At 55.7% G+C, this 18763-nt stretch carries 15 protein-coding genes; 1 reads left to right on the top strand and 14 read right to left on the bottom strand.

Annotated elements, in window-relative coordinates; all coding sequences use genetic code 11:
* Positions 1–2 precede the first annotated feature (2 nt).
* From INT33_RS14000 to phnD, 9 genes are all read right to left on the bottom strand, one after another.
* Positions 3–1925 (bottom strand): methyl-accepting chemotaxis protein, encoded by a 1923-nt coding sequence (locus INT33_RS14000; RefSeq protein WP_193092187.1) that lies wholly within the window; start codon positions 1923–1925, stop codon positions 3–5.
* A gap of 133 nt (positions 1926–2058) precedes the next feature.
* Positions 2059–4230 (bottom strand): methyl-accepting chemotaxis protein, encoded by a 2172-nt coding sequence (locus INT33_RS13995; protein ID WP_226940204.1) that lies wholly within the window; start codon positions 4228–4230, stop codon positions 2059–2061.
* Positions 4231–4262: 32 nt separating this feature from the next.
* Complete coding sequence (locus INT33_RS13990) at positions 4263–6374, bottom strand: methyl-accepting chemotaxis protein (protein WP_192538805.1); 2112 nt, start codon at positions 6372–6374, stop codon at positions 4263–4265.
* A gap of 32 nt (positions 6375–6406) precedes the next feature.
* Positions 6407–8269: a methyl-accepting chemotaxis protein gene (locus INT33_RS13985; protein WP_193092186.1), complete on the bottom strand. Its 1863-nt coding sequence runs from the start codon at positions 8267–8269 to the stop codon at positions 6407–6409.
* A 119-nt stretch (positions 8270–8388) separates the two neighbouring features.
* Positions 8389–8820, bottom strand: coding sequence for a host attachment protein (locus INT33_RS13980; protein WP_192538831.1), 432 nt, complete (start codon positions 8818–8820; stop codon positions 8389–8391).
* A gap of 103 nt (positions 8821–8923) precedes the next feature.
* Entirely contained in the window at positions 8924–9733 is an 810-nt protein-coding gene (gene phnE, locus INT33_RS13975; RefSeq protein WP_192538807.1) for a phosphonate ABC transporter, permease protein PhnE, read from the bottom strand.
* The gene (gene phnE, locus INT33_RS13970) at positions 9727–10539 is read right to left on the bottom strand and encodes a phosphonate ABC transporter, permease protein PhnE (RefSeq protein ID WP_192538808.1); all 813 of its coding nucleotides are present in this window, start codon (positions 10537–10539) and stop codon (positions 9727–9729) included. Before phnE (INT33_RS13970) ends, phnE (INT33_RS13975) begins: the two co-directional genes overlap by 7 nt.
* Positions 10526–11323, bottom strand: coding sequence for a phosphonate ABC transporter ATP-binding protein (phnC, locus tag INT33_RS13965; RefSeq protein ID WP_192538809.1), 798 nt, complete (start codon positions 11321–11323; stop codon positions 10526–10528). Before phnC ends, phnE (INT33_RS13970) begins: the two co-directional genes overlap by 14 nt.
* Before the next feature lie 57 nt (positions 11324–11380).
* Complete coding sequence (phnD, locus tag INT33_RS13960) at positions 11381–12373, bottom strand: phosphate/phosphite/phosphonate ABC transporter substrate-binding protein (RefSeq protein WP_193092185.1); 993 nt, start codon at positions 12371–12373, stop codon at positions 11381–11383.
* A gap of 230 nt (positions 12374–12603) precedes the next feature.
* On the opposite strand from phnD, the gene INT33_RS13955 reads away from it, so the two are divergent.
* Positions 12604–13200, top strand: a complete 597-nt coding sequence (locus INT33_RS13955) for a histidine phosphatase family protein (protein ID WP_192538811.1) — start codon at positions 12604–12606, stop codon at positions 13198–13200.
* A 15-nt stretch (positions 13201–13215) separates the two neighbouring features.
* Here the strand turns inward: INT33_RS13955 and INT33_RS13950 are convergent, their stop codons facing one another.
* The 5 genes from INT33_RS13950 to INT33_RS13930 form a co-directional block, all read right to left on the bottom strand.
* Entirely contained in the window at positions 13216–13944 is a 729-nt protein-coding gene (locus INT33_RS13950; RefSeq protein WP_040460265.1) for an amino acid ABC transporter ATP-binding protein, read from the bottom strand.
* A gap of 125 nt (positions 13945–14069) precedes the next feature.
* Positions 14070–15170 (bottom strand): amino acid ABC transporter permease, encoded by a 1101-nt coding sequence (locus INT33_RS13945; protein ID WP_192538812.1) that lies wholly within the window; start codon positions 15168–15170, stop codon positions 14070–14072.
* A 20-nt stretch (positions 15171–15190) separates the two neighbouring features.
* On the bottom strand, positions 15191–16381 hold the full coding sequence (locus tag INT33_RS13940; RefSeq protein WP_192538813.1) for an amino acid ABC transporter permease: 1191 nt from the start codon (positions 16379–16381) through the stop codon (positions 15191–15193).
* Between the two features lie 122 nt (positions 16382–16503).
* Complete coding sequence (locus tag INT33_RS13935; protein WP_192538832.1) at positions 16504–17529, bottom strand: amino acid ABC transporter substrate-binding protein; 1026 nt, start codon at positions 17527–17529, stop codon at positions 16504–16506.
* Positions 17530–17743: 214 nt separating this feature from the next.
* Positions 17744–18760, bottom strand: coding sequence for an amino acid ABC transporter substrate-binding protein (locus INT33_RS13930; RefSeq protein WP_192538814.1), 1017 nt, complete (start codon positions 18758–18760; stop codon positions 17744–17746).
* Between the last annotated feature and the right edge of the window lie 3 nt (positions 18761–18763).

The raw sequence follows: 18763 nt of genomic DNA, 5'->3' as shown, positions 1-18763 counted from the left end.
CGTTAGAATTCGTCCCACTCGTCCTGGGTAGTGACGGCTGGTGCCTGCCGGGACTGTGATGCGAGCGCTGGCCTCTTCGTCGGGGCCGTCATCGGCGCTGTGGTGTGGGCAGCGGGCCTGGCCTGTGACATCTTGAAACTACCGATGGTGCCCGCCAGGTGGTCGGCCTGCTCTTTCAGTTGCTCAGCGGCAGTAGTGGACTCTTCCACCATGGCTGCGTTCTCTTGGGTCATACGATCCAGTTCGGCAACCGCAATGTTGACTTGATTAATACCATCGCTTTGCTCGCTGGTGGCTGCCTTGATCTCTTCCAGAACATCGGTCACGCGGGTGATATGGGCCACGATATCCTGCATGGTCGTGCCAGCATTACGGACTAACGTCGTGCCGTTATTTACCTTGTTTTGTGAATCTTCGATCAGCTTCTGAATATCACTGGCGGCATCACTACTACGCCCCGCTAGCTTGCGTACTTCATCAGCCACCACTGCAAATCCGCGTCCATGCTCGCCAGCGCGCGCAGCTTCCACCGAGGCGTTGAGTGCCAACAGATTGGTCTGGAAGGAAATGCTGTTCATCAGGGTGACGATCTCACCGATTTTGTCGGAGGAGCGGGTGATCTCTTCCATGGTGGTCACCACATTTGCCACGACTCTTCCGCCCTCGTTAGCGACTTCTGAAGCGGTTTGCGAAAGTTTGTTGGCTTCCTGCGCCGAGGCCGCCGTATGCTGGACGGTACTGGTGATTTCTTCAATCGAAGCGGACGTTTGCTGAAGACTGGCCGCTGCGTTATCGGTACGACGGGAAAGATCCTGGCCACCCATAGCGATTTCATTGGCGGCGTGATGTACGGATTCACTGCTTGCGCGTACATCCATCAATACCGCTTCCATTTTGCCGACGAAGCGGTTGAAGGCACCACTTATTTGGGCCACTTCATCACGACCTTGCTCTGGCAGCCGGCGGGTCAGATCGCCTTCACCACTCGCGATATCATCTAGCGCATCCCGTGCGCGCTCAAGGCCAGAGAAAGTACGCTTTAGCCATAGGCTTAGCAGCACGGCAGTGATGGCAATAATGGTGAGCAGAGTAATCAGTGCGACCTTGATAATAGCGCGTAGGCCTGCGGTTGCTTCGTACTCATCAAGCGCTACGCCGAGCTCCCAGTCGGTACCTGCAATGGGGGTTGTCGTAATCCGCTTGTTCTGGCCATTGACTTTGATGGGTTCCCAAGCATTGCGGGTTGCATTTAGCCGCTCGATAGTAGTGGGCGTCAAGGTATCGCTAAGCCGGGTAAGCGGCTGCAGAGTAAGCGCCGCCTCCGGGTGTGCAACCACTGTCTCGCCAGCGCTACTTAAAAAGGCGAAGCTCGACGGTGTTGGCCTAATGGCATTGACCTGACTGACCAGATTATCGATCGCCACATCGCCGCCGATGACGCCGTAAAGGCTTCCATTGCGTTTGACGGGCGTTGCAAAAGTAACCACTAATTTACCGGTATCTGCATCTACGTAGGGTGGAGACACGGTGGTTGCATCCTGCGCCACGGCTAATTGGTACCAGGGCCGGGTGCGAGGATCGTAATCACCGCCTGGTACCAATCCGGTAGAAGTGGTGTGGGTGCCGTCGGTTTGACTAAAAAACGCAATCATAAACCCGCCTGACTCGGCGAGCTGGATGAGCGGTGAAGTCGGGTCGCCATTGAGCAACGGCGTACGCGCTGCCTCTATCATCGCCGTACGGGAAGCAATCCACTCCTCGATCGCCAGAGCATTCCCTTGGGAGATGGACGCCAACTGTTGGGTCACCTGTTCATCGTTATGTGTCTTCAAGGTGAGATAGCTGACCGCGGCGTTGATGGTCAATGCAAGAGTAATCACCACCAGAGTGATGACCAGGATGCGCAAGCGCAGGGATGACAGCATGAATGAAATCTCTTTAAGGCAGGGGGGCGACGGAGGGAGGCCGCCTTATGGGCTATATCTGTTGTCATGCTATCGGCATTGATAAGTACGACTTTAGCTAGGTGCTGAAATAGGTGGCGATAAAGTGTGTAACCTAAAACAGGGGCCTCATAACGAGGCCCCGACAAGCGTTCAAGATAATCGATGGAGTGGGGTAGTAACCTGCTGGGGTTGGAGAAGGCAGCCGGTAATGGGCGGTGGCACTGTCGCCTTCAAGCGTAAATCCGCCTACTAGCTCGGCAAGCCGTTCGGCCTGCTCTTTAAGCTGTTCGGCGGCGGTGGTGGACTCTTCGACCAGGGCAGCGTTTTGCTGGGTCATCTGGTCAAGGTCGCTCACCGCAATGCTGACCTGGCTGATACCGTCGTTCTGCTCACGCGCGGCGGTACTGATATCGCCCAGCATCTGGGTGACCCGCGTCACGCTTTCAGATAGCTCATGCATCGCGCTTCCCGCGTCGTGCACCAGCTGAGTGCCGCTTTCTACCTTGCCTGACGAGGCATTGATGCGCTGGCGGATATCCGCCGCCGCATCGCTGCTGCGCCCGGCCAGCTTGCGTACTTCATCTGCCACCACGGCAAACCCGCGACCGTGCTCGCCTGCCCGGGCGGCTTCCACCGAGGCATTCAGGGCCAGCAGGTTGGTCTGGAAGGCGATGCTGTCGATCACGCTGACGATGCTTTGAATCTCGGTGGCGTTGGTGCGTATATCGTCCATGGTGATGACCACCTGCTCGAAAGCGCCGTTGGTGCGCGAGGCGAGTTGCGAGGCGGTTTGGGCAAGCCCGCTGGCCTCTTGCGAAGCGCTGGTGGTGTGGCCCACGGTGCTGCTGATCTCTTCCATGGCGGTCGAGGTCTGCTGCAGGCTGGCAGCGGCCTGGTCGGTGCGCCGTGAAAGGTCCTGGCCGCCCTGGGTGATTTCGCTCGCGGCGTGGTGGACCGATTCGCTGCTGGCGCGTACATCGACCAGCACATCGTGGATTTTAACGGCAAAGGCGTTGAACTGGATCGCCAGCTCAGCGCTTTCGTTACGCCCGCGCACCGGCAACCGCTGGGTCAGATCACCGTCGCCGGAGGCGATATCGCGCATGCGGTCGGCCAGGTTTTTCAGCGGACGAGAGATGCTGGTTCCCAATAGCCAACTGGCCAACAGGCCGAGGCCTGCAATCAGCAGCCCCATTAGGATCATTCCCCACATGGAGGCTTTGCTCTGTTCACTAAGCTGATCTTGCAAACCATAGAGACCCGCCATGACGGCACTTTCAGGCAGGCGAATCATCAATACCCACGGCTGGCCGCTCTCATCGATAGCAAACGGCCAGTACAGTTCGGTCATGCCCTGCTCAGTATCAAGCTTATGCACACTCTCGCCCTGCTGGGCCTGAGCGATGCTGGCCTGAAGTTCAGGGTCGAGCACGTTTTCTACACGCTTGCCCATCCGTTCCGGCGCACCGGTATAGGCGGCTAGAGCACCGTGAGCGGCAACCAGGGCCATTTCGCCAACGCCGTCATAAAGGGTTTCGTTAGCCTCTTCAAGCAAGCCCTGAATGAATTCAACCGAGAGGTCTACGCCAGCACTGCCGCGAAACTCGCCGTCCACGATAATGGGGGCGTTAAACGAGGTCACCAGTAAGGTTTCGCCGTTATAGTCGTACAAGTGTGGGTCGACAATACAGCTGCGCTGGGTTTCCTTGGTGCACAGGTAGTACTCTCCGCGGCGAATGCCGTCTGCATCGCGTTCCTGGTTTTCTATGTCACTGCCCAGCGCGAGAACTTCAATGCTGCCACTGTTAGTGCGATACCACCACGGCATAAAACGGCCATCGGGGCTATAGCCCTGGTCTTCACGATCAGTAAAGCGAGCATCACTACCGAACGCATCTGGCTCCCAGCCAATAAAGGCGTCCAGCAGGTCAGGGTTGTTAACCACCGTTTGACGTACCAGCATTGATACCTCACGCCGGCTCAAGGACATCAACGGCCGGCCGTCGGCATCCTGTTGGCCCAGCATGGCGTTGGTATGCGCCAGATTAGTCGCAAGCGTTAGCGCATGCTCCAACTGACCCTTTATCTCTTCAGCCTGACCTGAGGCAATGGCGGTGAGACGCGCCTCGATATTACTTTCGAGTAGCGTCTGTGTTTCACTTCTCACCAACGACTGGGAGCGTGCGTTGGCAATCACCGAGTAGATCACCAGCGCCGCAATCACCAGGAGAATACAGCCACCCACCAGAGTGGCTATCAGCGTACGGACGGACTTGAAGTTCATTTTTGTTATTGCTCTCTGGGCTCAGTTACTGCTTAACGCAGCAGGGAAGCAGGCGGCATAAGCCGTTGGCTTGAAGAAGCTGAATTGCTTGCCAGGGTAAAGCCGCCCACCAGTGCTGCGAGACGCTCGGCCTGATCCTTGAGCTGCTCGGCAGCGGTGGTGGACTCTTCTACCAGCGCCGCGTTTTGCTGGGTCATCTGGTCAAGGTCGCTCACCGCGATGCTGACCTGGCTGATGCCGTCGCTCTGCTCGCTTGCCGCGGTGCTTATCTCGGCCAGCATCTGGGTGACGCGTGTGACACTTTCCGTCAGCTCATGCATGGCTGTTTCAGCGCCCTGGACCAGCTGGGTGCCACTTTCCACTTTGCCGGTTGAGGCATCAATGCGCTGGCGGATATCCGCGGCAGCGTCGCTACTGCGAGACGCCAGTTTACGCACTTCATCGGCAACCACCGCAAACCCACGGCCATGTTCACCCGCACGCGCCGCTTCTACCGACGCGTTCAAGGCCAGCAGGTTGGTCTGGAAGGCAATGCCGTCGATCACGGTTACAATTTTCTGAATTTCAGCCGACGTCGTGCGGATGTCATCCATCGTGACCACCACCTGCTCAAACGCCGAATTGGTCCGCGAGGCCAGCTGCGACGCCGTTTGAGAAAGTCCGCTGGCTTCCGTGGAAGCGCTGGAGGTATGGCCCACTGTGCTGCTGATCTCCTCCATGGCGGTCGAGGTTTGCTGCAGGCTGGCCGCGGCCTGGTCGGTGCGCCGTGAAAGATCCTGACCACCCTGGGTGATCTCGTTGGCCGCATGATGAACGGATTCACTGCTGGCGCGTACATCGACCAGCACATCGTGGATTTTAACGGCAAAGGCGTTGAACTGGATGGCAAGTTCGGCGCTTTCATTGCGTCCGCGCACAGGCAGGCGCTGCGTCAAGTCGCCGTCGCCCGAGGCAATGTCACGCATACGATCGGCCAGGTTTTTCAGCGGGCGAGAGATGCTGGTTCCCAATAGCCAACTGGCCAACAGGCCCAGAAACGCGATGCCTAGACCCATGCCAAGCATGCTCAACGTGGAGGCTGTGCGTTGCTCCTGCATCTGCTCTTGCATGTTGTTTAAGCCAGCAAACACGGCTTGCTCGGGCAAGCGAAGCATCAACACCCATGGTGCCTCAGTGCCGCCGATGGTAAAGGGCCAATAGAGTTCGATCATGCCCTGCGCCTGGTCAACGTTGCGGACCACTTCACCTTGTTGGGCACGGCGAAGATTCCCCTGTAGGGAAGAGGTAAATGCTTCGCTTGAGGATTTTCCCACCAGGGAGGCATCGCTGGTGTAGGCCGTAACGCCTCCCTGCGAAGCGATAAGCGCTATTTCGCCCGCGCCGCTGTATAGCGTTTGGTTGGCCTCGTTAAGTATCGATTGAATAAAGTCGACCGTATAATCAACGCCCGCAATGCCACGAAACTCGCCATCAACGATAATAGGGGCATTGAACGAGGTGACCAGCGTGAGTTCGCCGTCGTAATCAAACTGCGACGGGTCAACGACACAGGGGGCTAGCGTTTCACGCGGGCATAGATAGTACTCGCCGCTGCGCACGCCGCTTGCCTGGATAGCCTCACTCTCCATAGCGTCGCTTAGCGGAAGCGCGGCTAAATCACCGTTCTCGGTGCGGTACCACCAAGGGCGAAAGCGCCCATCGGCACCGTAGCCAAGGCCCTCACGTCCGGCAAACCGTGCATCCAGACCAAAGGCGTTTGGCTCCCAGCCAATATAGGCATCGAGTATTTCGGGGTTGGTAGCCACCGTTTGGCGTACCAGCAGCGAAATTTCGCGGCGGCTCAGGTTCAGTGCCGGTCGGCCGTTGTCATCCAGCTGGCCCAACATGGCATTGGTGGCGGCCAGGCTTTCGGCAATCTTGAGGGTTTTTTCAAACTGGCCCTGGATAAGCTCTGCCTGCGCTGAGGCAACGGCCGTTAAGCGTGCTTCGATATTGCGCTCAAGCAGTTCTTGGGTCTGGTCTTCTACCAGTACCTGAGAACGCGCATTGGCAATCAGTGAATAGATTACCAACGCGGTCACCACCAGCAGAATACAGCCACCTACTAAAATGGTAATCAACGTGCGGACGGACTTGAAGTTCATTTTTATAGTTGCTCTCGATGCTCAGTTACCGCTTAACGCGGCAGGGAAGGGGGCTGCACGAGCCGCCCATCTACTTGGGGCGATGAATGGGTTGATAGGGTAAAGCTGCCAACGACATCGGAAAGACGCAAGGACTGCTCTTTCAGCTGCTCTGCGGCGGTTGTAGATTCTTCTACCATGGCTGCATTTTCTTGCGTCATGTGGTCCAGTTCGGCCACCGCAATATTGACTTGATGAATACCGTCACTCTGCTCGCTGGTAGCCGCCGTGATTTCTTCAAGCACATCGGTTACGCGAGTAATGTGCGCCACGATATCCTGCATGGTGGTGCCAGCATCGCGTACCAGGGTTGTGCCGTTATTCACTCTGCTTTGCGAGTCTTCAATCAGCTTTTGGATATCGTGGGCGGCATCACTGCTGCGTCCTGCCAATTTGCGCACCTCATCGGCGACTACCGCAAATCCACGGCCGTGTTCGCCAGCGCGGGCGGCTTCCACTGAGGCATTGAGCGCCAGCAGGTTAGTTTGGAAGGAAATGCTGTTCATCAGAGTGACAATTTCGCCGATCTTATCCGAGGCGTGAGTGATGTCTTCCATGGTGGTCACCACGTTTGCCACCACCTTTCCGCCTTCATTAGCCACTTCTGAGGCGGTTTGCGATAGCTTGTTGGCTTCCTGCGCTGAAGCCGCCGTGTGCTGGACCGTGCTCGTAATCTCTTCAATTGAGGCCGACGTTTGCTGCAGGCTGGCAGCCGCGTTATCGGTACGCCGGGAAAGATCCTGTCCACCCATGGCGATTTCAGTCGCCGCATGGTGCACTGATACGCTGCTGCTACGTACATCGATCAATACCGCTTCCATCTTGCTCACGAAACGGTTAAAGGCCTGAGCAATTTGAGTAACCTCATCACCGCCCTCTTCGGGCAGGCGTTGGGTCAGATCCCCTTCACCAGAGGCGATATTATCCATGGCGTTACGCACAATCAGCAGGCGGCGCAGCAGCAGTGATAGCAGCAGGCCAAAGGCAAGGGCGGTCAATAGCGCCACAACCACTAAAATAACGATGGAAGAGGTGGCGATTGCGCGTAGGCCAGCCGTTGCCTCATGCTTATCCAACGCGACCATAAGACGCCAGCCGTTTTCACCGCCAATCGCGCGGCCGAGCAATAGCTTGTCACTTCCCTGGAGAGTTAGAGGGAGCGGGGTGGTGGCACTCGTCAATTGATTGATCAAGCCCGTCGTGAGCTGGCTGTTAATGGCGGAGACCGGGCTGAGGATCAAGCCAGTATCGGGGTGGGCGATCAATGTGCCATCGTAAGTGGTGAGAAAACCAAAGCTTGCAGGAGTCGGCGCAATGCCGGTGACCGTTTCGACAATATTGCCGATAGGAATATCCGCACCTACCACGCTGATGAGTTCAGCATTGCGATAGAACGGACGGGCAAATGTAATGACCAGCCCGCCTGTCTGATCATCAATATAGGGGGCGGTAACAATCGTATCCTGTGCTGCTACTGCTGCTTTGTACCAGGGGCGTTCGCGCGCGTCATAGCCGCTGCTCGGCGATGCTCCGTTGTCATAGGTAATGGAACCATCATCGGGATAGCCAATATAAGTAGAAATAAACCCACCCGAGGTAAGGAACTGGCGAAGCGCCGGGCCGGGATCGTTACTGTTAGCGGCTGTCTCCATGCTTTCCAGCATATTTAGCCGAGTATTGAACCACTCGTTCAAGGCCTGGGTATTGCCGCTCACAACCGCTTTTAAGTTGCTGGCTATCTGTACATTGTTGTGATGTTTTACCGTCATGTAACTGACGATGCCGTTAATCACTAGGCCAAGAATAATCGCTGCCAGTGCGGCTAATAAAATACGTACTCGAAGGGAGGAAAACATGGTCGCTCTCTGTGTCGATAAGCTTCCGTATGCACTGCTGCTACGGAGTGAAGTTATCAAGCTTATCGGCGAGAGCGACTGCTACTTTAGTTAACTATAGGGTGATTGTCGTTAAGCGCTCAACGCAAGTCGCTGACGGCTTCCTGAATATCTTTCAATGGCGCCTTGCTAAGATCTTTTGCCAACGTGTGCGTCACCAGCTTTTGGGTCGGTGCGTCGAGCTTTTCACGTAGCAGGCCTAAGAACTTGGGCGGCGCGACCAAAATCAGCTTTTCCATGCTGTTACTGACGCGTGCGTTATATAGACACTGGGTCACTTCTTTGGCAAACAGTTCATTTTCATGCTTTAACGCCGTGCCCCCTTCAGAGGATGAGCGTGATGACGACGATCTTGATTCATGTACGTCGGCGCCTGCGCTGTCAGTGATCAGGTCGCCTTCATGCAGGCGTCCTTCGGCATGAACCAGGCTCTCTTTTTCCTCCAGATTAAGTGCATCACGGGTGAAAATACGCGCCCGAGCAGCATCAGCTACCACGATATAGGTTGTCATCATTAAACGTCCTCCGTGTCGTTAAGCGTCTGTTAACCATGGCAAGCGTTTGGCATTCGGTCAACCCGTAGAGCATATAGAGTACGCTCCTAGAGTACTGTACCTAGAGCACTTTACGCCGCAGCAGGCTGGTGATTGCTTCACCGATCAGCACCAGCACAATGATCGCAATCAGGATGGTCGCCACGGTCGGCCAGGCAAAGGTATCAATCGCGCCTTGCAGAATCACCCCGATACCACCCGCGCCCACCAGGCCCAGCACCGTAGATTCACGAATGTTGATATCCCAACGTAAAATCACAATGGCGAAAAACGCGGGCATGACCTGAGGCATGATCGCATAGACGATGACCTTGGCCTTGGAGGCGCCCGTGGCTTCCATGGCCTCAACTGGCCGCTTATCAATCTCCTCAATGGCTTCGCCCATTAGCTTGCCGATAAACCCAATCGAGCGAAACACGATGGCGAGTATGCCCGCCAGTACGCCGGGCCCGAAAATAGCCACGAACAGCAGCGCCCAGATAATCGTATTCACCGAGCGGCTAGAGACCAGAATAAACCGGCCAAGCCACAGGCAGGCGCGGTTGGGCGTGGTGTTTTGCGCGGCGATATAGGCCACAGGCAGCGCCAGGAAAATGGTCAGAAAGGTGGCTAACGTGGCAATGTGAACCGTTTCAATCAGCGCGTTCAATATATTGCCAAGCCCGGCCGCGCTGGGTGGCCACATCCGGCCGCCAAGGTTTGAGATTTGGTTGGGCGCATCCCACACCCAGGGCCAGAAAATATCGATATCGCGCACCGCCCATACCACTACCATCAGGGTTACGAGCAGTACGGCGTAGCGAATGAGGCGCTCCTTGCGATCAAAACGTTGCCAGACATGATCGGCGAGCTTTTGTGCGTGATCTACCATATTTTTTTCCTTACCCAGCCGCTGATGCCTTCACTGAGCAAAATAACCGCAATGATGACCAGCAAGATCGCAAAGGCGAAATCGTAATCGTAGCGCCCAAAGGCGTTCATCAAGGTGCTGCCAATCCCGCCGGCCCCGACAATACCCACCACGGCAGAGGCGCGCAGGTTACTGTCCAACTGGTACATGGAAAGCCCTACCTGGCGCGGTAAAATCTGCGGGAATACGGCATAAAAGAGTGTTGCCAAGTAGCCGGCGCCCGTGGCGCGCATCGCCTCTACCTGCCCCCAGTCAATCTCCTCAATCTCTTCGGCGAGCAGTTTGCCTACAAAGCCAATCGAGTAGAGGGTGAGCGTTAAAATGCCTGCCAGCGGGCCAAAGCCGACGGCTGCCACAAACAAGATAGCCACAATGACCGGGTGAAAGCTGCGCGAGATAATGATCACCGCGCGACCCACCAGATAAATGGGCATGGGGGCGACATTGCGCGCAGCCATCACGGCAAACGGAATCGACAGAAAAACGCCCAGAAGGGTGGCCAGAATGGCAATCTGAAAGCTTTCTTTAAAGCCCGTTAGCAGCAGCTCGTAGCGCTCAAGATTGGGCGGAAACCCGCCGCTGAAAATACGCGCCGCGCGGGGCAGGCCTTCTGAAATGCGCGCCCAGTTAAACGGCAGTGAGCCAAACGCCCACACCAGGTAGATGACCGCTAAAATGAGAATGCCATAACGAATTAGCGGGTTAGCAATAAACGGCGGCTTTTTCCAAGTACGCGGCACCGTGGCATGAGTGTCAGGCCGGGTCATGGGCGCGCTCCTCGGCAGGGGCGTCGCTTACGGCCTCGTCAGGTGCTTCGATGCCGCCATAAATGGCGTCCAGGGCATCTTTATTGAAATCGGCTGGCACACCATCAAAGATCATCTTGCCGTGACGCAGGCCCACGATACGCTCGGTGTAGGTTTTGGCCTGGGCGACGTTGTGAATATTGATCAGTACCGGCAGCGACAGCTCGCTTGCCAGGCTCTGCAGCAGCATCATGATCTGTTCAGAGGTGCGCGGGTCGAGCGACGCGGTGGGCTCATCGGCCAACAACACTTCAGGTTCCTGCATTAACGCACGCACCACACCCACTCGCTGGCGTTCGCCACCGGATAGCTCATCCGCGCGCTTGTTGGCGTACTGGGCAATGCCTACGCGCTCCATCAACATGAACGCACGCTCAATATCCGCCTGGGGATAGCGGCGGGTAATCGCCTGATAGAGGTTTACGTAGCCCAGCCGCCCGGCCAGCACGTTTTCCATAACGGTCAGGCGGTCGAGCAGGTTGAAGCCCTGAAAGACCATGCCGATTTTGCGGCGGGCGCGGCGCAAGTCGGCGCCTTTAAGGTTAACGAGTTCGGTGCCGTTTAAGGTGATTGAGCCGGAGGTAGGTTCTACCAGGCGATTGATACACCGCAGCATGGTGCTTTTGCCGGCACCTGAGGCGCCCACAATCGACACGACGCTATTGCCCTCTACCTTCAGATCCAGCCCTTCCAGCACGGCCTTATCGCGGCCATAACGTTTGACCAGATTTTTAATTTCCAGCATGTTTTCGCTTCCATCTGCTAGGAATAACCGCGCCACGCAGCCGTGGCGCGGTGCGTGTTACTCTTCCAGATTTTCAGGCGTATAGCTCACGCCATTGGCGGCCTGGATGGTGCGAATAACCTGCCAGTTATCCTTGTAGTTAATGGGGATAAACTTCTCAACGCCTTCAAACTCTTCGCCAAGCTCTGTACCTACGAAATCAAAGCTGAAGAACGCTTCTTCGATTTTTTCAACCAGATCAGGATGCAGGTTGTACGCATAGTTGTAGGACGTCGTGGGGAAGCGGTCTGATTCATAAATCAGGCGAACGTCGTCGGTATCGTAAAGCCCTCGCGCGGCCATGCGGTCCACGACTTCCGAGGCAACCGGGGCGGCATCGTAATCGCGTGCCACAACGCCCAGCATGGATTGGTCGTGGCTACCGGAGTAGACCACCTCGTAATCTTCCTCAGGCGTTATGCCGAGCTCCGGCAGCAGCGCGCGAGGCGCCAGGTTACCCGAGTTGGAAGTGGGTGAGGTATGGGCAACGCGCTTGCCTTTAAGGTCTGAAAGTTCCTGGATATCGGAATCGGCATGGGTGAATAGCTGCAGCGTGTAGCCAAACTGGCCATCATCAGAGCCCATCAGCGCAAACGGAACCGCGCCTGCCAGGTTCACCGCAAACGGCGTGGGGCCCGTCGAGAAACCAGCAATATGCAGGCGTCCGCTGCGCATGGCCTCTACCTGGGCCGCGTTGGATTGGACCGCGAAGAAGCGTACGTCGCGACCGGTCACTTCTGAAAGGTGGTCGATAAAGGGTTGCCAGATATCCGAGTAAATCGCCGGGTCTTCAACCGGGGTGTAAGCAAAAATTAGTGTATCTGGATTGACCCATTCCGACTCATCGGCTGGACGATCAGCAACCATATCGCCATTTTCATCACAGTAAAGGGCATCAAGATCACCGCGCTCACATTCGGCATAAGCGTGTGAGGAAAGCAGTGCGAGGGGGAGTAACGTTGAAGCAGTCAGTAACGCAAGCGGGCGCTTGCAAAAAAGCGACGTAGCCATGGAAAACCTCATTAGTAAGTTATTTTTATGGTCTTGCTGTTTATGATCGTGCTATTTGTTGGTGCATTATTAATGGTTGTATTAAAGGTAGCTAATAAGCGCTTAAGTGTTCTTTTCTCTGCGCTATGTCACCTTCATGGAGACACTCGCTTTTCGAAAGTGCACATTTAGCCGCCTAAATATTGGTTTTCGAAAATCAACTCTTTCAATCTAGGGTTTGTGACAAAGTTATGTCAAACACTTTTCTTGCCTCCTCCGACCATTGGCGCAACCGCTACTTATTAATGCGCCATGGTCATAGCCAGGCGAATCAGCAAAAGTTGATTATTAGCAGTCCGGAGCGCGGTATTGACGCCTTTGGGCTTTCAGAAATGGGCGAACAGCAGCTCGCGCAGGTGGTGGCCAAGTGGGCATGGCCAACGCCTGACCGTGTGATTCATTCCGATTTTCTGCGCACCACCCAAACGGCTGCGCGTGTTGCGAGTGCCTTTAAGCTTGAGATGAGCAGGGATGAGCGTTTGCGTGAACGCTATTTTGGTGAATTCGAAGGCGAGGGGGATATTCATTATCCGGACGTATGGGCGCTGGATGCCCATGACGCTGAGCATTGCCACCGCCAGGTGGAAGCGGTTAGCTCAGTGGCGGCGCGAATGATGGCCGTGATTGAGCACTGGGAAGCGCAAACCCATGATGAAACAATTTTGCTGGTAAGCCACGGTGACCCGCTGCAAATCCTGCTTACCGCATTGGCGGGCAAGCCGCTCAGCCAACATCGTGAGCAGCTTGCCTTATTACCGGCCAGTATTACCGCGGTAGGCGCACGTTAAGCGCACGGCAACGCTTTAGTGACCCAGTATCTGGCTTAAGAACAGCTGAGTACGCTCCGACTGTGGGTTATTGAAGAACGGTTCCGGTGCGTTTTCTTCAATAATCTGCCCTTGGTCCATAAAGATCACCCGGTCGGCGACGGTTTTGGCAAAGCCCATTTCATGGGTGACGCAGAGCATGGTCATGCCTTCATTGGCAAGCTCCACCATTACGTCCAGCACTTCCTTGATCATTTCCGGGTCAAGAGCGGAGGTGGGCTCATCGAACAGCATGATATCCGGGTGCATGCACAGCGAACGGGCGATGGCTACGCGCTGCTGCTGGCCGCCGGAAAGCTGGCCGGGGTATTTCCTGGCCTGTTCTGCAATCTTTACCCGTTCCAGATAGCGCATCGCCTGGGCCTCGGCTTCCTTGCGGGGCTTTTTCTGTACCCACATCGGCGCGATACAGCAGTTCTCAAGCACGCTTAAATGGGGGAAAAGATTGAAGTGCTGAAACACCATGCCGACGCTGCGGCGAATCTGCTCGATACGTTTTACATCCTGGGTAAGCGGCACGCCGCCGACCACTATTTCGCCTTGCTGATGCTCTTCAAGGTGATTGATGCAGCGAATCAGCGTCGATTTACCCGAACCAGACGGGCCGCAGATAACGATACGCTCACCGCGTTTTACTTCGAAATCAATATCGCGGAGTACGTGAAAGTCGCCGTACCACTTGTTAACGCCGCGCATTTCAACCATCAGATCAGAAGTACTTGTGTCCGTACTTGTATCCGTACTTGTGTCATGAGTGCTTGTATCAGAGCTATTAGTGGCTGCTTGTGTCATGTGTGAAATCCTACTCAAAATCTTTAAGGAAAGCGGCGTTAGCGCTTATGGCCGGTATTGAGCTTGCGTTCCAGATACTGGCTATAGCGCGACATGCTGAAGCAGAAAATCCAGAAAACGAACGCTGCAAATACATAGCCTTCAATGGAAAAGCCCAGCCAGTTCGAGTCGGAAAGCGCAGCCTGCACGATCCCCAATAGATCAAACAGCCCGATAATCATGACCAGCGTGGTGTCTTTAAATAGCGAGATAAACGTATTGACGATGCCTGGAATCATCATCTTCAGCGCCTGCGGCATCACGATAAGCCCCATGCGTTTCCAGTACGTCATCCCTAGCGCGGCAGCCGCCTCTTCCTGACCTTTGGGAATCGCCTGCAGGCCGCCGCGGATCACCTCGGCCATATACGCACTTTGAAACAGCGTCAGACCGATCAGAGCGCGCACCAGGCGGTCGACAGTGATATCCGAAGGCAGAAAGAGCGGCAGCATGACCGAGGCCATAAACAACACGGTAATCAGTGGCACGCCGCGCCAGAACTCAATAAAAATGACGCAAAAGCTTTTCACGATCGGCATGTTGGAACGCCGCCCCAGGGCCAGCACAATGCCGATGGGCAGTGCCCCAATCATGCCCACAGAAGCCAGCAGCAGCGTTAGCATTAAGCCGCCCCAGCGGTGGGTCGGTACACGTGGCAAATCAAAATAACCGCCGTGCAGCAGCACGTAAGCTGCGACCGGGAAGCCCACTAACGCAAGCACCGCCACCCAGCGTTTAAACGGCATGCGCGGTATGGCAAGCCATGCAATAAGCGCAAAGAAGCCCGCAAAGACGATATTGGCCCGCCAAACCTCATCGCGTGGGTAGAGGCCATACATGAACTGGCTAAAGCGCGCCTTCACAAATACCCAGCAGGCACCTTCGCGCGAGCAGTCTTCCCGTGTGGTGCCAGTCCAGTCAGCGTTGATAAATGCCCACTGAATGGTCGGCACCAGCAGTAGATACAGCACGTAAAGGCCAATCAGGGTAAACAGCGTGTTAATAGGGCCGCTGAATAAGTTGGCGCGAAGCCAGGCAAGCGGACCAATGGTGTTGGTAGGCGCTGGCCGCTGATTGATCATGGTTTGATTATGAATCATGCAGAAATCCTCACCGTCACTTAGCGCTCGACCAGCGCCACGCGGGCGTTGAACCAGTTCATAAACATGGAAACCAACAGACTGATGGTCAGATACACCGCCATGGTCATGGCAATGACCTCAATGGCTTGGCCTGTTTGGTTGAGCGTAGTGCCCGCAAACACTGAAACGAGGTCGGGGTAGCCGATCGCGGTAGCCAGTGACGAGTTCTTGATCAGGTTCAAGTACTGGCTGGTCAGCGGGGGGATAATGACCCGCAGCGCTTGAGGAATGACCACCAGACGCAGCACAAGGTTACGCGGCAGGCTTAGCGCCTGCGCCGCTTCGGTTTGCCCATGAGAAATCGCCTGGATACCCGAGCGGACAATTTCGGCAATAAACGCGGCGGTATAGATCGACAGCGCCAGCCACAAGGCTAAAAACTCGGGGATGATCGTAAAGCCGCCCCGGAAGTTAAACCCGCGCAGCTCAGGTATATCCCAGGTCACCGGCACACCTGTTCCGAGCAAGACCAGCAGCGGTAAACCAAAAATGAGCGCCAGTGAGATCCAGATAGCCGGCAGGCGCTTGCCCGTGGCCTCGTGACGACGCCTATTCCAGATCACTAAAATAACGCTGGCCACAATCGCTACCAAAAACGTTGCCGGAATTAACCCGAAGCCCGACTCAAAAAGCGGCTCGGGCAAATAAAGGCCCCGCACGTTAAGAAATAGAACTTCGCCAAAAGACAAACTCTCCCGGGCGCTTGGTAGAGCCCGCAGTACGGCAAAGTACCAAAAGAAAATTTGCAGCAGCAGCGGAATATTACGAAAGGTTTCGATATAGGCGGTGGCAAGGCGTGCCAGTAGCCAGTTAGGTGAAAGGCGAGCAATCCCCACGATAAAGCCAATCGTGGTGGCCGCTAATACCCCGAACCCGCCCACCAATAATGTATTGAGCAACCCGACCAAGAAGGTTCGGCCATAGGTGTCCTGAGAGGAGTAGTCGATCAGACTTTGGACGATCCCAAAGCCTGCGGTGTTATTTAAAAAGCCAAAGCCGGTGGTGATCCCCCGGGAGGATAAGTTGTCCTGAACATTACCCACGATATATAGCAGGAAGACGGCGACCGCCGCCGTTAAAAGAAGTTGGAAAATCAGTGCACGCTTAGCGCGGTCTCGCCAGAACGGCGGCTTTTGGCCAGCGGGGCGAGTATTGGGTCTTACCGACATGGGTGGCGTCTCCGCGATACGGAAGGTCAATCAAATGGCCCGCCTGCCCCTTAAAACAGGAACTTAAAGCACGTACTGAATGCGTACCTGATAAGGGCGACGGGCCGGGTCAAGCGAGACGCTTAGCGAATCGGCGGTGCGTACTGGAAGCCACCTTGGTTCCAAAGGGCGTTAGCACCCCGTTCGATTTCAAGCGGAGAGTCCATGCCGACATTGCGATCAAAACTCTCGGCGTAGTTACCCACCTGGCTGATAATGTTGTAAGCCCAGTCAGCTTCTAAGCCCATGCCTTCACCGTAGTTGCCGTCCTGGCCCAATAGGCGCGCGATATCGGGATTTTCGGAGCTGGTCATATCGTCAACGTTTTCGCTGGTCACGCCGTACTCTTCAGCGTTCAGCATGGCAAACAGCGACCATTTCACGATGTTGAACCAGGTGTCATCGCCCTGGCGAACCACCGGGCCCAGCGGCTCCTTGGAAATGATATCGGGTAGAATGACGGCACCATCCGGATCGTCTAGCTGAATGCGCAGGGCTGCCAGCTGAGAGGTATCGGAGGTCAATACGTCACAGCGACCGGCCTGGAAGCCGCCCACGGTCTGTTCTGAGGTATCAAACACAATGGGGTCGAACTGCATATCGTTGGCGCGGAAATAATCGGCCACGTTTAGCTCGGTCGTAGTGCCGGTTTGGATACAGATCGCCGCGCCGTCCAGCTCATCAGCGCCGCTAATTTCTAAGTCGCGGCTGACCATAAAGCCGATACCGTCGTAGAAGTTGACGCCAGCAAAGTTCAGGCCCAGCGTGGTATCGCGGGTAGTGGTCCAGGTGGTGTTGCGCGAAAGCAGATCCACTTCGCCTGACTGAAGAGCCGTAAAGCGTTCTACCGCATTAAGCGAAATGTAATTCACCGCGTCGGCATCGCCCAGAACAGCAGCAGCCACGGCACGGCACACATCGACATCCAGCCCTTGCCAGTTGCCATCGCCGTCGGGTGCGGAGAAGCCTGGCAAACCGTCACTAACGCCGCACTGAACCGCACCACGCTCGATGGTATCTTCCAAAGTGGCTGCATTCGCCGTTGAGGTGCCTGCTAGCGTAACCACGCCTGCCGAGGCCAGCAGTACTAAGTGTTTTTTAGTTAGCATCATAGAGTTTCCCATTATGTTTAGTCTTGTTATGCATGCAGAGGCATGACATATAAAACTAGCAAGGAAGATGCCAACATGGGATATCGCCAAATTCAGCGCTTTTCAACGCAAAACATCCCGGTTCCGACGAAAGTTTAGGTGCAAAAAATTAGAAACGGTTACTGCACGCTCTGACTTGGTGCAGTAACCGCCGATTGACTGCTAAAAGTGATTAACGAATGGGCGGCGCGTACTGGATACCGCCATCTTTCCACAGCGCGTTCAAGCCGCGGGCGATCTTGAAGTTGGAATCCGCCCCCACGTTACGCTCATAAATTTCCGCATAGTTGCCTACTTGCTTGATGATTTGGTAGGCCCAGTCTTCATTCAAGCCCATGCCTTCGCCATAGTTACCGTCTTGACCAAGCAAGCGCGCGATATCCGGGTTATTGGTACTGCGCTGTTCATCGACGTTTTCGCTGGTCACGCCGTACTCTTCAGCATTGAGCATGGCAAACAGCGACCACTTCACAATATTGAACCACTGGTCATCGCCTTGGCGTACGGCAGGGCCAAGTGGCTCTTTGGAAATGATCTCGGGCAGTACGACGGCCATATTCGGGTCGGCCAGCTGCATACGCTGGGCGTAAAGCTGAGAAGCGTCAGAGCTTAAAACATCGCATCGGCCCGCTTCGAAACCCGCAATGGATTGCTCAGGGGAGTCAAAGACCACCGCGTCGTAACTCATGTCATTAATACGGAAGTAGTCGGAAAGGTTCAGCTCGCTGGTCGTGCCCGACTGGGTGCATACCGCCGCCCCGTCGAGATCCTCGGCACTTTGCACGCCTAGGTCGCTTGCGACCATAAAGGCCTGACCATCGTAGTAGGTTACCCCAGTAAACTGCAGGCCCAGCGTCGTATCGCGGCTTGACGACCAGGTGGTGGTGCGAGACAGCAAATCCACCTCGCCAGACTGTAGCGCGGTAAACCGCTCGACCGAGTCCAGTGGTACAAAATCTACCTTACTGGCGTCCCCCAGGGCAGCGGCGGCAACCGCACGGCAAACGTCAGTGTCCAGGCCGCGATACTGATCGCCATCATCCAGAGAGGAGAAGCCGGGCTGCGCGGCATTAACGCCACAGCGCACGCTGTCGCGGGATTGCACTTTTTCAAGCGTAAGGGTATTCGCCAGGGCGAATACGGGAACCAGAGCACAGGCGCTAATACTTAACCAACGTACGGTTTTCATTGT

Source organism: Halomonas colorata (genome assembly GCF_014897985.1).
Classification (GTDB): domain Bacteria; phylum Pseudomonadota; class Gammaproteobacteria; order Pseudomonadales; family Halomonadaceae; genus Vreelandella; species Vreelandella colorata.
This window is presented reverse-complemented; position numbering and strand designations above follow the sequence as displayed.

What these genes read in the sequence shown, in the direction of transcription:
- INT33_RS13990 (WP_192538805.1), bottom strand. Translation starts at nt 6,374, where the DNA reads ATGAACTTCAAGTCCGTCCGCACGTTGATTACCATTTTAGTAGGTGGC.
- phnE (WP_192538807.1), bottom strand. Translation starts at nt 9,733, where the DNA reads ATGGTAGATCACGCACAAAAGCTCGCCGATCATGTCTGGCAACGTTTT.
- INT33_RS13935 (WP_192538832.1), bottom strand. Translation starts at nt 17,529, where the DNA reads ATGCTAACTAAAAAACACTTAGTACTGCTGGCCTCGGCAGGCGTGGTT.
- INT33_RS14000 (WP_193092187.1), bottom strand. Translation starts at nt 1,925, where the DNA reads ATGCTGTCATCCCTGCGCTTGCGCATCCTGGTCATCACTCTGGTGGTG.
- INT33_RS13950 (WP_040460265.1), bottom strand. Translation starts at nt 13,944, where the DNA reads ATGGTTGAAATGCGCGGCGTTAACAAGTGGTACGGCGACTTTCACGTA.
- INT33_RS13955 (WP_192538811.1), top strand. Translation starts at nt 12,604, where the DNA reads ATGTCAAACACTTTTCTTGCCTCCTCCGACCATTGGCGCAACCGCTAC.
- INT33_RS13985 (WP_193092186.1), bottom strand. Translation starts at nt 8,269, where the DNA reads ATGTTTTCCTCCCTTCGAGTACGTATTTTATTAGCCGCACTGGCAGCG.
- phnE (WP_192538808.1), bottom strand. Translation starts at nt 10,539, where the DNA reads ATGACCCGGCCTGACACTCATGCCACGGTGCCGCGTACTTGGAAAAAG.
- INT33_RS13940 (WP_192538813.1), bottom strand. Translation starts at nt 16,381, where the DNA reads ATGTCGGTAAGACCCAATACTCGCCCCGCTGGCCAAAAGCCGCCGTTC.
- INT33_RS13995 (WP_226940204.1), bottom strand. Translation starts at nt 4,230, where the DNA reads ATGAACTTCAAGTCCGTCCGTACGCTGATAGCCACTCTGGTGGGTGGC.
- phnD (WP_193092185.1), bottom strand. Translation starts at nt 12,373, where the DNA reads ATGGCTACGTCGCTTTTTTGCAAGCGCCCGCTTGCGTTACTGACTGCT.
- INT33_RS13980 (WP_192538831.1), bottom strand. Translation starts at nt 8,820, where the DNA reads ATGACAACCTATATCGTGGTAGCTGATGCTGCTCGGGCGCGTATTTTC.
- INT33_RS13930 (WP_192538814.1), bottom strand. Translation starts at nt 18,760, where the DNA reads ATGAAAACCGTACGTTGGTTAAGTATTAGCGCCTGTGCTCTGGTTCCC.
- phnC (WP_192538809.1), bottom strand. Translation starts at nt 11,323, where the DNA reads ATGCTGGAAATTAAAAATCTGGTCAAACGTTATGGCCGCGATAAGGCC.
- INT33_RS13945 (WP_192538812.1), bottom strand. Translation starts at nt 15,170, where the DNA reads ATGATTCATAATCAAACCATGATCAATCAGCGGCCAGCGCCTACCAAC.